General features: G+C 69.1%; 9 protein-coding genes. 1 reads left to right on the top strand and 8 read right to left on the bottom strand.

Annotation, left to right across the window (positions count from 1 at the left end; all coding sequences use genetic code 11):
* Positions 1 to 3: 3 nt before the first annotated feature.
* From QNI14_RS07795 to QNI14_RS07770, 6 genes are all read right to left on the bottom strand, one after another.
* Positions 4 to 1,917: a hypothetical protein gene (locus tag QNI14_RS07795; protein ID WP_283715965.1), complete on the bottom strand. Its 1,914-nt coding sequence runs from the start codon at positions 1,915 to 1,917 to the stop codon at positions 4 to 6.
* 91 nt (positions 1,918 to 2,008) lie between these two features.
* On the bottom strand, positions 2,009 to 8,068 hold the full coding sequence (gene pulA / locus QNI14_RS07790; protein ID WP_283715964.1) for a pullulanase-type alpha-1,6-glucosidase: 6,060 nt from the start codon (positions 8,066 to 8,068) through the stop codon (positions 2,009 to 2,011).
* Between the two features lie 126 nt (positions 8,069 to 8,194).
* Complete coding sequence (locus QNI14_RS07785; protein ID WP_283715963.1) at positions 8,195 to 9,385, bottom strand: bifunctional 2-methylcitrate synthase/citrate synthase; 1,191 nt, start codon at positions 9,383 to 9,385, stop codon at positions 8,195 to 8,197.
* Between the two features lies 1 nt (position 9,386).
* Complete coding sequence (prpB, locus tag QNI14_RS07780) at positions 9,387 to 10,289, bottom strand: methylisocitrate lyase (protein ID WP_283715961.1); 903 nt, start codon at positions 10,287 to 10,289, stop codon at positions 9,387 to 9,389.
* Positions 10,289 to 11,815, bottom strand: coding sequence for an MmgE/PrpD family protein (locus tag QNI14_RS07775; RefSeq protein ID WP_283715960.1), 1,527 nt, complete (start codon positions 11,813 to 11,815; stop codon positions 10,289 to 10,291). The genes prpB and QNI14_RS07775 overlap by 1 nt, the downstream gene beginning before the upstream one ends.
* The gene (locus QNI14_RS07770; RefSeq protein WP_283715959.1) at positions 11,812 to 12,456 is read right to left on the bottom strand and encodes a GntR family transcriptional regulator; all 645 of its coding nucleotides are present in this window, start codon (positions 12,454 to 12,456) and stop codon (positions 11,812 to 11,814) included. The genes QNI14_RS07775 and QNI14_RS07770 overlap by 4 nt, the downstream gene beginning before the upstream one ends.
* 282 nt (positions 12,457 to 12,738) lie before the next feature.
* Here QNI14_RS07770 and QNI14_RS07765 point away from each other — a divergent pair, with 282 nt between their 5' ends.
* Entirely contained in the window at positions 12,739 to 13,272 is a 534-nt protein-coding gene (locus tag QNI14_RS07765; RefSeq protein ID WP_283715958.1) for a ribonuclease H family protein, read from the top strand.
* Between the two features lies 1 nt (position 13,273).
* On the opposite strand, the gene QNI14_RS07760 is transcribed toward QNI14_RS07765, so the two are convergent.
* Positions 13,274 to 13,756, bottom strand: a complete 483-nt coding sequence (locus tag QNI14_RS07760; protein WP_283715957.1) for an NUDIX hydrolase — start codon at positions 13,754 to 13,756, stop codon at positions 13,274 to 13,276.
* A gap of 6 nt (positions 13,757 to 13,762) precedes the next feature.
* Positions 13,763 to 14,776 (bottom strand): aldo/keto reductase family protein, encoded by a 1,014-nt coding sequence (locus QNI14_RS07755; protein ID WP_283715956.1) that lies wholly within the window; start codon positions 14,774 to 14,776, stop codon positions 13,763 to 13,765.
* Between the last annotated feature and the right edge of the window lie 18 nt (positions 14,777 to 14,794).

The following is a 14,794-nucleotide window of genomic DNA, read 5'->3' as shown; positions in this document are numbered from 1 at the left end:
TGATCATCGCGCGGGCGTGACGTAGAGCCCGAAGGTGACCATCGAGCCTGGGTCCGCCAACACGACGGGTACCGACTGCGTGGCTGTCCGGGACGTCCGCACACCCTTCGTCGACGTCGAGACATGGGTCCGTTCGATGACGTCCGATCGCGTATTGGCGTCGAGTGCGGCGACCAGTTCATCGAAGCTCTGCAGCATCTCCGGGTCGACGGTGCTCTCCTCATCGACCGTGGGGACCGACACCGTGACCCGCAGGCCCCGCTTCGCAGTGCGCGGGACGGTGGCCTTGAACTCGAGGTAACGGGTGACTCGCTCCGCGCCGCGGATCGGCGCGAACACGGCACGGAACGCATACGTCTTGCCCCGGGTCGCCGTGAGCTTGCCGTCCTGCGCGATGGACGACCAGACACCGTTCTTCTTCATCTGGATGCCTGCGAGTCTGGCCGCTCGATACCCTTCCTCGAAGACCGTTCCGATCTGCACCGCGGTGATCTTCACCGCTTCGAACGGGTTGGACTGGAGGATCGCGATGTCGTCCGCGATGTTCATTCCGACGGCCGACGGGAAGTCATACCGGTCCGCGTAGCGGTTCTCGTTGTCGAGGACGCCCGCGGTGCCGTCCTCGCGCTCGAATCGGATCGTCCACCGCACCCGCGCCGAGCCAACCTGCAAGTTGTCCAGCATCCGGACGGCCTCGTTCGCGGCCTGCGTGTACGCGACAGCGGGGATCAGCTCCGCCTCGGACACGGAGCTGGCGACCGTGCTGCGCTTCGCCCCGAGGCGACTCGTGGACTGCACGCGAATCACCTCGGGCCCGTCGCCGAGCACGCCTCGGATGCCGACGAGTCGGTCGTCGGCGAGCGTGCCCTTCACCCGGCCGATCGCGCTGATCAGCTTGTACGACCCCGTCAGGTCGGGGACGATGCGCGCCGCCGAAGCGCCGTGGATGCTGGCGGAAAGGTCGGAGTTCCAGTTGTTCGGGTGCCCGTACGCGAAGACCTCGTCGCCGCACACCGCGGTGACGGTTCCGACGCTCGCTTCGCCGACGGCGCCATACGCGTACGAGACGGCGATGTTCCCACCCGCGACGATGGGGAAGTCGGCGCCCTCGGTGACGGCGCTCGCGGTGGCGCGGCCACTCGCGGTCACCCCGCGGTATCCGTCGACGCGCGAGGCGATGAGACGCGTCGCGTCGTCGAGCTCGGCGGCCGTGGCGCCGGTCGTGACACGGACCGGTTCGAGGCGGCGGATCGCGCTCGAGCTCGAGGTCGTGGGCTCGTCGGCCATCCGCGCGGCCTGCTTGCGCGCCGACGGTGCGAGCGTGCGCGCTTCGGGCAGCTGCCCCATCGACCGCATGTACGCCGCCGGGGTGACTCCCGCGACGTTGTCGGGCAGGAAGCTGAAGCCGTACGCGACCGCGCCCACGAGCGCGCCGTCCTCGTCATAGACGGGAGAGCCCGACGCACCCGACCACACGCCCGTCGCGAGCGAGGACGACGTCCCGTTCACGAGGTCGCCGTCGAGACGGACCAGCAGCAGATCGCGCGGATTCCCGTCGGCGTCGAGTCCGAGGCCGTTATCGAGCTTGCCGATGTACTCGCCGGTGAAGCTGGTCGGCGTCGTGCCCTTGATCGTCGAGAGCCACGTCACCTGCTCACCGTCCTGCAAGTCTGCGATCGGAGAGATCGCGAGTTCCTGTCCTGCGACATCGCAGAACAGCTCCGGCTCTGCGGGCGCGGCCGAAGCCGGCGCCGCCGTGAGTGCGCCGACGAGTCCCGCCGTCGCGAGCGCGGCGACCACGGTCCGCGTCGCGCGCGTTCCCCCGAATGTGCGTGCAGCCATCTCTTCCCCCTGGTTGCGGGCGTCCTCCCCCTGAGCGGCGCGCAGGTCGTCGGGACGCAGGATCTTGAATACCACGAGAACGCCGCCGACGCGGCACCGCGGTCGCGGCGCCTGCGCGCGTCGTGCGGAGTTGTCAGCCCGCGGCTTCTCCGGGCGCCGAGCCGCGTCAGTAGACGAGGAGCGGAATCGGCAGGAGCGACCGCGAATCGGCGTGTTCCTCCGCGCCGGTGAAGCTCGTGCGGAGGACGTGGACGCCCTTGCTGAGCTTCGGGAGCGGCAGATCGATGCGCCCCTTCGCGGATGCCGGGAGCTCCGCGCTCGCGAGCGTCTTCGATCCCTCCATCACCGTCACCGTACCCACCGGCGCGCTGCCGTCGACAGCGATCACCTTGCCGGTCATCCGCACCGCCGCACCATGCTTCGCGACCGGCGGCGTCGGCACGGCGACGACCGCCGTCGCAACGGGCGCCGCATCGACCAGGACCGCGACCGATCGGGCCGGCACGGTCACGGTGCCGGTCGCGGCATCCCACGTCGTCGTCTTGACGACGGCGTCGGACCCCTTCGCCTGTGCGGATGTCAGCACGAACCCGCGTCCGGCGAGATCGTCGATCGTCTGCGTCGTCGCCTCCGGAGACGCGTTGAACACGACGAGCGCGCCGTCGAGGTCGCGGTCGGCGTCGGTGTCGCCTGCGAGGTCGTCGATCTGCATCACGATGACGCCCGGGTCGGCGTCCGGCCCGCTCTTCGGGAACGACACCTTCTCGGAGATCGCCGCCGCGGACCCGAGCCGCAGCAACCCGACCTCGGAGCGCACCCGCAGCAGGTCGAGTGCGGAGGCCTCGGCCGCGGCGATGTCGTCGGCCGTCGGCTTCAGCGCCGCGTTCTCGAGGAGCGGCGCCATGATCGGCCACTTCTCCTCGTTGTCGGCCGCAGGCGGCAGGCCGGAGCCGAAGGTCGACTCCTGCCCCGTCCAGTCGATCCGGTTGAACCAGTCGCCGGAGTTGTAGCTGTTGCGGTCGAGCGACTTCGAGCGCAGCAGCTCGGTGCCCGCGTGCCAGAACGACGGCGACTGCGACAGCGTCACGGTGGCGAGCGACAGCGTGTTCATCCGCACCCGGTCGGCCATCGAGGTCTCGACCGGGAGCTTGAGGACGGACAGGTCGTACAGCGTCTCGTTGTCGTGCGCGTCGACGTAGTTGATCACCTCGTCAGGCTGGTCGGCGTAGCCGGCCGACTGGCCGTTGTAGTCGAGTTCGGAGCCCGGCTTCAGCGAGCCGTCGGCTGTGGGCAGCTCGTAATCGCGCAGGTTGCCGATGAGTCCGAGCTTCACAAGGTCGGTCTGGCGGGCGAGGTCGGCGAGCGCCTCGTCGGTCGAGCCGTTGATCGGGTCACCGTTGGGGTCGGTCCCGAGTCCGGTGCCGTAGCCCTGACGGAACGTCGAGCCGCTGTCGACGGGGCTGCCGCCGTGCACGGCGTCGCGGAGTCGGTCGTTGAAGGTCGCGATGCCCGTGCCGCCGAGCTGCCCCTGCGTCGCCTGTTCGAACAGCGCGTTGTCGGCGACCTCGCCGAAGTTCCAGCCTTCGCCGTACAGGTACACGGCCGATCCGTCGACGCCGTCCTGCTTCACGGTCAGTTCATCGAGCGCCTCGCGCACGGCGAGCATGTTGGCCTTCGAATGGTGGCCCATCAGGTCGAACCGGAATCCGTCGACCTTGTAGTCGCGCGCCCATGTGACGACCGAGTCGACCATGAGCTTCTCGGCGACCTCGTGCTCGGTCGCGATGTTCTGACAGCAGGTCGAGGTCTCGACTGCGCCGGCCAGGTTAAGCCGGTGGTAATAGCCGGGGACGACCTGATCGAGGACGGACTTCCCGTCCTGACCGGATGCCGCGGTGTGGTTGAAGACCTGGTCGAGGACCACCTGCAGACCCATCCCGTGCAGGGCACCCACCATCCCACGGAACTCCGCCACCCGCGCACCGCCGTCGGGCTGGAGCGCGTACGACCCTTCCGGGGTCGTGAAGTGGAACGGGTCGTACCCCCAGTTGAACCCGTCGGTGTCCGCGACCTCGGCGATGCAGGCCTGCTGCTCGCTCGAGCCCGGCGGAAGCGCCGCGAGGTCGCAGTCGGGCGTCGCCTGGGCCGCACGATCCTCCTCGATCGTCGCGATGTCGAACGACGGCAGCAGGTGCACCGTGTTGATGCCCGCCTCGGCGAGCTGTCGCAGCTGCGCCGTTCCTGCACTCTTCCGGCTGAAGGCGGCGTACGTCCCCCGCTCGGCTTCGGGCACGGTCTCGTCGCTGATGGAGAAGTCGCGGATGTGCAGCTCGTAGATCGCGCGGTCGACGTTCCGTTCCACCGCCTTCGGCTTGGCCTTCTGCCACTGCTTCGGCATGTACGCCTTGTCGGCGAGGCTGATCGCGACGGAGCGCGTCGAGTTCTCGGTCAGTACGACGGATGCCGGATCGGTCACCACGTTCGTCTCGATCTGATCGGTGCTCGGTGCGAAGACGACGACCTCCCAGAGGTACTCGTCGCCGATGAGCGCCCGCCCGCCCGCGGCGGTCCAGGTGCCGGATGTCGCGTCGAACGACGCCTCGTGACGGACGGGATCGCCGGAGGCACCGGCGTCCCACGTCAGCAGGGTCGCTGACTGCGCGGTCGGCGCCCACAGGCGGAAGGTCGTCTTCGTCTTGGCGCCCTTGCCTGAGAACGAGACGCCGAGGGCGTCGTCCGCCACCTCCTCGGCGTAGAGGTCGTCGAGCACGCCGGGGATCTGGACGCCCGTGAACGCAGTCAGTGCGCCGGCGGCGTCGCGCTCGGCGACGCGCAGCTGTCCGCGCAGCAGCTCGGCCACCGCATCCCGGTCGACCTCCTCGAGTCGCAGTGCGGTGAACTCCGTCAGCGCGGGGAAGCGCTCGCGCTGCTCGTCGGTGAGGCCGCCGTCGGCGGGCGACAGCTCGATCGCCTCACCGCCGGTCACCGTCCCGTCGGTGACCGCGAGCTGTGCGTCTGCGGAGCCGTAGAGCGACCAGCTCGCGCCGGCGTCTGCACCGCCCAGGTCGCTGGGCCACGCGAGCGTCTCTGCGTCGATCCAATGCGCCCGCGCTTCACCCGTGCCGGCGAGCGGCGGGTCGGCGGCCTCGATCTCGAGCACGTGCGTCTCTGAGTCGTAGCTGAAGACGACGGCCTTGCCCGCGGTCGCCGTGAAGGCGATGTTCTCGCCGCCGCGCACGCCGTCGGCGCCGTAGTTCTCGTCCCAGCTGAGGCCGTGCGCGACCTTCACCTCGTACGAGCCGGTCGGCAGACCGTTCGTCGAGAACTCGTAGACACCGTCGCGGTCACCGTCGAACATGAGCGCGCGGAGGCAATCGGGCGCCCAGTCGGCCGCACAGCCCAGCTCGCTCTGGAACGAGCCCGCCAGGGTAACGACCGGACCTTCGGACGAGGACTGCACCCGCTTCGTCAGCGGGTCGAAGAAGAAGGTGATCGGGCCGCCGGGGTGGGTGACGACGATGTTGGCACCGTTCGGCACGCCATCCGCGCCGTAGTTCTCGTCCCAGCTCTTCTCGGCCGCGACCTTGTACTCGTAGGTGCCCGCGGCCAGGTCGACGCTGAGCCGCCACTTCCCGTCGACGAGCGCCATCTGCGCCTGGTCGCAGTCCGGCGCCCAATCCGATCCGCACCCCATCTCGGTGTTGAGGCTGCCGGGGATGCTCACGGCGTCGTAGGCCGTCGGCTCTTCGGGCTGTTCGGGCTCCGCTTCGACGACGAGGTTCACCCGGTTGCCGACGGAGGCGTAGGTGGATGCCGCGGAGCGCTGACCGGCGGCATCCGTCGACACTGCCCGGTACTCCAGCAGCGTCCCGTCCGCGAGCCCGCGCACGTCGGCGAAGACGCCCGGCGTGGTGTCCTCGGCGGTGCCGAGCGGCGTCCACTCGTCGGAGCCGGCGACCCGCCATGCGAAGCTCGTCTCGCGCCACGAGGCGTCCGCCGTGGCACCGATTGCGGTCGAGCCCTTCACCCCGGCGCCGGCGACGGGAGCCGCGACGGTCAGCGGCGCCGCCTCGGTCGGGGCACTGACCTCACGATCGGCGCGGAGGACGACCGCCGAGAGGGCGGGCACTTCGAGGGTGCCCGTCGCCGCGGCATCCGTCGTCAGCTCGGTATCGGTGCCGTACAGCGGGACGAAGTCCGCATCGGCGGTCAGCGTCGGGACCGTGACACTCTGGGCCTCTGCGGTGTTGTTCAACGCCACGAGGTACTCGGTGCGCTCGTCGCGGTCGACACGGGAGAAAGCGTAGACGCCGTCAGCGGCGTACCGCTCGATCTGCGCACCGTCCACGAGCGCCGGGTGCTCTGCGCGAAGCCGCGACAGCTCGGCCACATGCGTGTACACGGGTGCGGCGGTGTCGTACCGGTCGCCCGAGCCGACGGTCTCGCCGGTGATCAGCTGCTGGTCGCGGTATTCAGGCACCTGCGTGCCGAAGAGCGACTGCCGCGCGGCCTTGTCGCCACCGGCGCCGACGAACCCTTGCTCGTCGCCGTAGTAGACGACCGGCTGGCCGCGCGAGAGGAACATGAGATCGTGGGCGAGTCGGTCGCGCTGCAACGCATCGTCCGCGCCGTCCAAGAAGTATCCGATGCGGCCCATGTCGTGATTGCCGAGGAAGGTGGGAAGCGCCGTCGCCGACGAGTCAGGTGTGGTGTACCGGTCGTCCCCCTCGAACAGCCGGGCGAGGGTCGACACATTGCCGCCCTTGGCGAAGCTCGTCGCCGCGGCCTGGAACCCGAAGTCGAGCACCGAGTTCATGTCGCTGTCGCGCACATAGGGTGCGAGCAGCGCCGGGTCGGCGTCGTAGACCTCACCGAACATGAAGAAGTCGTCTTTGCCGACGGATGCCGCGTACTCCCGCACCTCGGAGGTCCACTGTTCCCAGAACTCGAAGTTCACATGCTTCGCGGTGTCGATACGGAAGCCGTCGATGCCAAGGTCGATCCAGTCCTGGTACACCTCGACGAAGCCCGATACGACGTCGGGGTGCTCGGTCATGAGGTCGTCGAGGCCCGAGAAGTCGCCGTACGTGACGGACTCGCCGGTCCAGGTCGAGTCACCGCGGTTGTGGTACAGCGTGGGGTCGTTCAGCCACGCGGGCACCTTGACGTCCTGCTCGCCTTCGGCGATGACGGGCGTGTACGGGAAGCTCGTCGCCGCGTCGAGCTCGGGGAAGTCGTCGGTTCCCGCGTAGTCCGCCGGGTCGAACGTGTCGCCGTTCGCGTCGCGGTACGGGTTCGTGGCCTGGTCGATGTAGGCGTATTCGCCTTCTTCGTACGAGATCACGTCGGCGGTGTGGTTCGTGATGATGTCGAAGTAGACGTCGATGCCCTCGGCGTGCGCCTCGTCGATGAACGCCTCGAGCTCGGCGTTGGTGCCCAGATGCGGGTCGATGCGAGTGAAGTCGGTGATCCAGTACCCGTGGTACCCGGCGCTGATGTTCTCGCCCTCCCCCTGAACGGGCTTGTTCATGAAGCTGGGCGTGAGCCAGATGGCCGTCGTGCCGAGCCCCTTGATGTAGTCGAGGTTCGCGCGGAGCCCCGCGATGTCGCCGCCCTGGAAGAAGCCCGTCGACGTCGGGTCGAACCCGGTCACGAGCCGGTCGCCTGTCAGCCCGCCGGTGTCGTTCGCGGGGTCACCGTTGGCGAATCGGTCGGTCATGACGAAGTAGAACTGCTTGCCGTCTCCCGCCTGTCGGACCGGTTCGGCAACGAGCGCGTCATCTGCGGCGGTGTGATCGCCGCGGACCGACAGCAGCTCCAGCCCCACGCGCTTCTGCACGTCGTCGAAGAGCACGCGCACGGTCGACGGGCCCGCGACGGTGAGCGGAATGTTCTCACCCCCGCCGTCAAGCCCGTATCCCTCGTCCCAGCCGTCGTCGACGGCCACTTTGTACTCCCATGAGCCTGCGGGGATCTCGAACTCGGCGGCGAACACGTCGGCCGTGTCGGTCGACGTGAGCTCGGTCGCGGCACAGTCGGGTTGCCAATCGGCCGAACACCCGAGTTCGCTCTGGAGGTCGCCGACGAGGGCGAATGTGCGCGCGTCGGCTGCTGCGGCGACGGGGGCCGTCAGTGCGAGCGCACTCAGGAGCAGGATGCCGGAGGTCGCGGCGGCGAGGGCGCGGCGGTACGGCGCCAGGGCGCGTGACGAGGGGAACTTCGGCATGAGTGCTCCTGTGTCCCGGGCACGACGGCGTGCCCGATGCTGTGCCGGCAACACTACTCATACCGGTCACAGCCACACATGAGAAAGTCCTCATCCGGACCCATTCGCATGGGGCTTCCGCGCTGGTCAGCCCGCGGCTTCCTCCGGACGCTCGAGGGCCTCGACCTCCGCGGCATCCGGCTCGTAGCCCTCGACGTGACGTTCATCCGGGCCGTTGTAGGCCGACAGCGGTCGGATGAGCGCGTTCGCGGCCTGCTGCTCCATGATGTGCGCCGTCCACCCGGTGATGCGCGCCGCGATGAACAGCGGCGTGAATGTGAGGGTGTCGAACCCCATCAGGCTGTAGGCGGGACCCGACGGGTAGTCGAGGTTCGGGTAGATGCCCTTGCGGGAGACGAACTCGCTCTCGAGCGCGTCGTACAGGGCTGCGACATCGGGGCGGTCGTAGTGGTCGACGAGCGCGTCGAGCGCGAGCTTCATCGTCGGCACACGCGAGTCGCCGCGCTTGTAGACGCGATGCCCGAAGCCCATGATCTTGCGTTTCGCGGCGAGCGCCTCGTCGAGCCACGGCACGACGTTCTCGGCCGATCCGATTTCGGTGAAGATGTGCAGCACGGCCTCATTCGCACCGCCGTGGAGCGGTCCCTTGAGCGCACCGATGGCCCCGACGACCCCCGAGTACAGGTCGCTGAGGGTAGAAGTGATCACGCGTGCCGTGAAGGTCGACGCGTTGAACGAGTGCTCCGCGTACAGGATCATCGAACGGTTGAACGCGTCGACGACGACCGGGTCGGGCTCTTCACCGAAGGTCATCCAGAGGAAGTTCGCCGCGTAATCGAGATCCTCCTTCGGTTCGATGATCTCGAGTCCGTGGCGCCGGCGCTGACCGTAGGCGACGATGGCGGGCAGGATCGCGAACAGTCGGACGCTGCGATCGAGGTTCTCGGCCGGGGTGCCTGCCGCGTCGAGCACGTTGTCGATGCCCGCCGTCTCGAAACCGCCGAGCAGGCTGACGATCGTCCGCACCTCGTCCATGGGGTGCGCGGACGTCGGCATCGCGTCGATGAACTCGCGGACATTTGCCGGTATCGCCCGGGTCGCGCGTTCCACGGCGCGCAGCTGGGCGAGCTGGTCGTCGGTGGGCAACTCACCGTGCCACAGCAGGTAGGCAACCGCCTCGAACGACTGCGTCGCAGCGAGCTCCTGCACGGGATAGCCGCGGTACAGCAGCGAGTTCGTCTCGGGGTTGACCTTGCTGATCGCGGTCACGTCGGCGTAGACGCCGGCGAGCCCCTTCTTGATGTCCGGTTCGCTCATGTCACTCCTTTGTGAGGTCGAAGGTGAAGACGTTCGCATCGAAGTGGCTGTAGCCCTCGTAGTCGATGAGGTCGTACAGATCGGCGCGGTGCTGCATCTCCCCCAGGTGCGAGGTGAGGTGCCCTTCGTCGTTCAGCGTAGCCAGCGCACGACCGGCTGCGCCCATCGCCATCCGCAGCAGCGACACCGGCCAGATGACGATGTTCACCCCGACGTCCCGCAGCTGCGACGTCGAGAAGAGGTCGCTCTTCCCGAACTCCGTCATGTTCGCGAGGATCGGCACGCCGACTGCCGCCCGCACCGCAGCGAACTCTTCTAGGGTGCGCATCGCTTCGGGGAAGATCGCGTCGGCGCCGGCATCGACGAGGTGCTTGGCGCGAGTGATCGCGGCATCCAATCCGTCGATCGCGCGGATGTCGGTGCGCGCCATCACGAGGAAGTTCGGGTCGCGGCGCGCATCGACGGCCGCCCGGATCCGCTTGATCGCGGTGTCCTGATCGACGACCGCCTTGCCGTCGAGGTGGCCGCAACGCTTCGGGTTCACCTGGTCTTCGATGTGGGCGCCGGCGATGCCGGCATCCTCGAGCGACTGGATCGTACGCGCGACGTTCATCGGCTCACCGAACCCGGTGTCGGCGTCGATGATCGCCGGCAGGTCGGTCATCCGGGCGATCTGCTGCCCGCGGCCGGCGACCTCGGTCAGCGTCGTCAGGCCGATGTCGGGGAGCCCCAGGTCGGCGGCGAGCACCGCACCCGAGATGTAGACGCCCTCGAACCCCCGCTGCTCGATGAGCCGCGCCGAGAGCGGGTTGAAGGCGCCGGGGAACCGCAGCAGCTCACCGGTCGCGAGCCGCTCCCGGAACAGGCGGCGCTTCTCGTGCGCCGGCGTGGTGGCGTACAGCATCAGAACAGGCCCTTCGGCGCCGGCGCGGCCTCGAGCGTGCCCGCCTTCGCGACGATGTCGAGCTGGCGCACCTCGTCGGCGGTCAGCTCGGGGAGCCGCTGTACGAGGTCGAGGAACCGCTCGATCTCGGCGGCCTCGAGCACGGGTTCGGCGAGGAGGCGGAACTTGCGGATGTAGTCCGCGCGGGCGAATGGCCGCGCGCCGAGGGGGTGCGCATCGGCGACGGCGATCTCGTCGACGACCGTCGAACCGTCGGTCAGCGTGATTTCCACGCGACCGCCGAACGCCTTCTCGTCGGGGTCTTCGGAGTGGTAGCGACGGGTCCACTCGGCATCCTCGGCCGTCGTGACCTTCTGCCACAGCTCGACCGTGTCGGCGCGACCGGCACGTTCCGGGGTGTACGAGTCGACGTGGTGCCAGCCGCCGTCCTGCAACGCGACCGTGAAGATGTACGGGATCGAATGATCGAGGGTCTCGCGGGATGCCGCGGGGTCGTACTTCTGCGGGTCGCCGGCACCCGAGCCGATGACGTAGTGGGTGTGGTGGCTCGTGTGGAGCACGACCGACGCGATGTTCGCGGGGTCGCGGAGTTCGGGACGCTCGGCGCCGAGCTTGCGGGCCAGGTCGATCCACGCCTGCGCCTGGTACTCGGCGGAATGCTCCTTCGTGTACGAGTCGAGGATGGCGCGCTTGGGCTCGCCGGGAGCGGGCAGCGGCACCTCGTACGCGGCATCCTTGCCGTCGAGCATCCAGGCGATGACGCCGTCCTCGCCTTCGTAGATCGGGCTGGGCGAGGTCTGGCCGCGCATCGCCCGGTCGACCGCCTCGACGGCCATCTTGCCGGCGAACGCGGGGGCGTGCGCCTTCCACGTCGAAATCTCGCCCTTGCGCGACTGGCGGGTCGCGGTGGTGGTGTGGAGGCCCTGCCCGACCGCTTGGTAGACGGTGTCGACGTCGAGCCGGAGGAGGGTACCGATGCCGGCCGCGGCCGACGGGCCGATGTGGGCGACGTGGTCGATCTTGTGCTTGTGCAGGCAGATCGAGCGGACGAGATCCATCTGGATCTCGTACCCGGTCGCGATGCCGCGCACGAGCGCCGCGCCGTCGGCGCCGACATGCTGCGCGACCGCGAGGATCGACGGGATGTTGTCGCCGGGGTGCGAGTACTCGGCGGCGAGGAACGTGTCGTGGTAGTCGAGTTCGCGCACGGCGACGCCGTTCGCCCACGCCGCCCACTCCGGGCTCGTGCGCACGTCGTTCGGGGCGCCGAAGAGCGTCGCGCCGGCTCCCCCCGTCGAGACGGGGTGCGACAGCGCCTGCGCGCGGGCGGCGTTGATCGGCGCCCTGGTGAGCGACGCCGCGGCGACGGCGGCGTTGTCGATCACACGGTTGATGATCATGTCGATGACGTCGTCCTCGACGGCGACCGGGTCGACGGCGACCTGGGCGATCTTGTAGGCGAGCTGCTCCTCGCGGGGCAGTTCCTCGTCGCTGCGGTACACGCGGACGTGGTGGGTGACGGTCATGGGGTTCCTTCCAGGGAGGCGAGGATGCTCGTGAGCGCGTTGTGCAGGTGGATGTGGGTGGCGTGGACCGCCAGATCGGCGTCGCCGGCGGCGATGGCCTCCGCGATGAGGCGGTGCTCCGGAGCGGATGCCGCGAGTCGCTCGGGCTTGTCGCGGGCGAACTGGCGCACCCGCACGAGGTGGGTGCGGACGGTGCGGAGGGCCGACGCGAGATAGTCGTTCGCCGCCGCGGCATCCAACTCGGCGTCGAATCGGGCGATGAGCGCGTAGTACTCGTCCGCATGGGATGCCACAGGTTCAATGGTGGCGAACTCGGCGGCGAGCGCTGCGAAGCCGTCGCGGTCGGCAGCGCGGGACGCGAGGCGGGCGGCGGTCTCTTCGAGCGCGCGGCGCAGGTCGAACAGCGCGCGGATGTCGTCGACGTCGATGCCCGCGACGACGGTCACGCGCGGGGACTGCTGCTCGACGAGCCCGTCCGCCGAGAGGCGGCGGAGCGCCTCGCGCAGGGGCGTGCGGCTCACGCCGAGCCGCGTCGCCTGCTCGACCTCGCCGAGGACGGCTCCCGGAGCGAGCGTGCCGCGCTGGATCTCGTCGAGGAGCGTCGCGTACGCCCGATCGCCGGCGCGCGTCGGTTCACCCATGCCGACAGTGTATGCACTCCCGCCGGTCGTGTCGCCGGATGGTCGGGAATTCTCGCTGAGCGTATACATTTTGCGCGGCCCGCACGCCGCTTCAGGTGGCAGCACACGCCGCATCCCAGCGGCGAAAGCGACGAGAGCTGCCACTTGAACGAGGGAGGGGACGACCCCGCGGCCCGCACGCCGCTTCAGGTGGCAGCACACGCCGCATGCCAGCGGCGAAAGCGACGAGAGCTGCCACCTGAACGTGCGAGCCCGGCGCCGCGGCGCGGGTAGCGTGGACGGGTGACCGAGATCCCCCGTTATGTCGTGGCCACCGACGGCGCCTGCAAGGGCAACCCCGGACCCACAGGCTGGGCGTGGGTCGGCGAAGACGGGCACTGGGCCGCAGGGTCGCTCCCCGAGGGCACGAACAACATCGGCGAGCTGCTCGGGCTGCTGAAGGCGATCGTCGACCACCCGAACGTGCGCGAACTCGTCGTGCAGGCCGACTCGAAGTACGCCATCGACACCTACGAGAAGTGGATGGACGGGCACCGCCGCCGCGGCTGGAAGACCTCCACCGGCGCGCCCGCCAAGAACCGCGACATCCTCGAACAGCTCATCGACGCCCGCGAGGCCCGCCGCGCGTCGGGCATGCCCGACGTCGTGCTCGAGCACGTCCGTGGACACCGCGGGCACGTGTTGAACGAGTGGGCCGACGAGCGCGCCGTACGGGCCTCGGAGCATGCGGCATCCGGGAAAGCCTCGGCCTGGTCGTCGCTCGGCGGCACGCACGAACTCCTCGACGTGAGCGACGCGCCGAAGAAGACGCGCTGACTCAGCGGGCCTCGGCCAGCAGCTCGGCGAGGCGCTCGAGCGCGGGGCGCTGCCCCTTCACGACGAGTTCGGCCGCACGCTCGAGCGGCATCCACTCGGCACGGTCGACCTCGGGGAACGACGCCGTCTTGCCCGACCGTGGCGGCCATTCCATCTCGAACTCGCCGAAGACGAAGTCGGGGTCGGATGCCGCGAACGCCGCGCCGTCGCCGACGAACACCGTGACGCGCTTGCCGGACGCGTACCCGAAGGTTCCGAGCTCGGCGTAGTCGACGTCGGGCGCATCGACGCCGAGCTCTTCGCGGAACTCGCGCTTCGCGGCATCCACCGCCGGCTCATCCGGGTCGAGCTCACCCTTGGGGATCGACCAGGCACCCTCGTCCTTCGACGCCCAGAACGGCCCGCCCATGTGTGCGATCAGCGCCGACACCCCGCCCTTCCCGTCGAGACGGTAGAGCAGGATGCCGGCGCTGTGCGCAGCCACGACGGATCAGACCAGGCGGGCCTTCGGCGACACCGAGTACGTCTCCTCGGGGTCGGTGACCGCGACCGACGCCAGGGCGTCGTTGACCGCCTGGTAGGTCGCGTCGTCGAGCTGGACACCCGAAGCCTTGACGGTGTCCTCGAGCTGCTCGGGGCGCGACGCACCCACGAGCGCGGCCGCGATGTTCGGGTTGTGCAGCACCCACGCGAGCGCGAGCTGCGGCATCGTGATGCCGGCCTCCTCCGCGATCGGCTTCAGCTTCTGCACCGCAGAGAGCACCTCGTCGTTCATGAAACGCGAGATCATCTGCGAGCCTCCCTTCTCGTCGGTGGCGCGCGAGCCCTCGGGCAGCGGCTGGCCCGGCACGTACTTGCCGGTGAGCACGCCCTGCGCGAGCGGCGACCAGACGATCTGCGAGATGCCGAGCTCTTCGGAGGTCGGGACGACCTTGCCCTCGATCACGCGCCAGAGCGCGGAGTACTGCGGCTGGTTCGAGATGAGCTGGAAGCCGAGCTCCTTCGAGAGCGCGTGCCCGGCCCGCAGCTGCTCGGCCGTCCACTCGCTGACGCCGATGTACAGCGCCTTGCCCTGGCGGACGACGTCGGCGAACGCCTGCATCGTCTCTTCGAGCGGAGTCTCGTAGTCGTACCGGTGCGCCTGGTACAGGTCGACGTAGTCCATGCCGAGGCGCTGCAGCGAGCCGTTGATGCCCTCGAAGATGTGCTTGCGCGAGAGACCGTGGTCGTTCGGGCCCTTTGGTCCGATCGGCCAGTAGACCTTCGTGAAGATCTCGAGCGACTCGCGGCGCTGCCCGCGCAGCGCGTCGCCGAGGACGACCTCGGCTGCGGTGTTCGCGTACGTGTCGGCGGTGTCGAACGACGTGATGCCGAGGTCGAGCGCCTTGTGGACGGTGGCCACGGCGGCGTCGTTCTCGACCTGCGAAGCGTGCGTCAGCCAGTTGCCGTACGTGAGCTCCGAGACCTTCAGACCGCTGTTGCCGAGGAATCGATAGTTGACCATGTTCCGACGCTACCGCCG

The organism is Microbacterium dauci (genome assembly GCF_030065535.1).
GTDB lineage: Bacteria > Actinomycetota > Actinomycetes > Actinomycetales > Microbacteriaceae > Microbacterium > Microbacterium dauci.
Note: the sequence above shows the minus strand (reverse complement) of the source record. Positions and strands in the feature narration are given on the sequence as shown.

Excerpts from the sequence above, each read along its gene's own strand:
- pulA (WP_283715964.1), bottom strand. The coding sequence starts at position 8,068 with ATGCCGAAGTTCCCCTCGTCACGCGCCCTGGCGCCGTACCGCCGCGCC.
- QNI14_RS07785 (WP_283715963.1), bottom strand. The coding sequence starts at position 9,385 with ATGAGCGAACCGGACATCAAGAAGGGGCTCGCCGGCGTCTACGCCGAC.
- prpB (WP_283715961.1), bottom strand. The coding sequence starts at position 10,289 with ATGCTGTACGCCACCACGCCGGCGCACGAGAAGCGCCGCCTGTTCCGG.
- QNI14_RS07775 (WP_283715960.1), bottom strand. The coding sequence starts at position 11,815 with ATGACCGTCACCCACCACGTCCGCGTGTACCGCAGCGACGAGGAACTG.
- QNI14_RS07770 (WP_283715959.1), bottom strand. The coding sequence starts at position 12,456 with ATGGGTGAACCGACGCGCGCCGGCGATCGGGCGTACGCGACGCTCCTC.
- QNI14_RS07755 (WP_283715956.1), bottom strand. The coding sequence starts at position 14,776 with ATGGTCAACTATCGATTCCTCGGCAACAGCGGTCTGAAGGTCTCGGAG.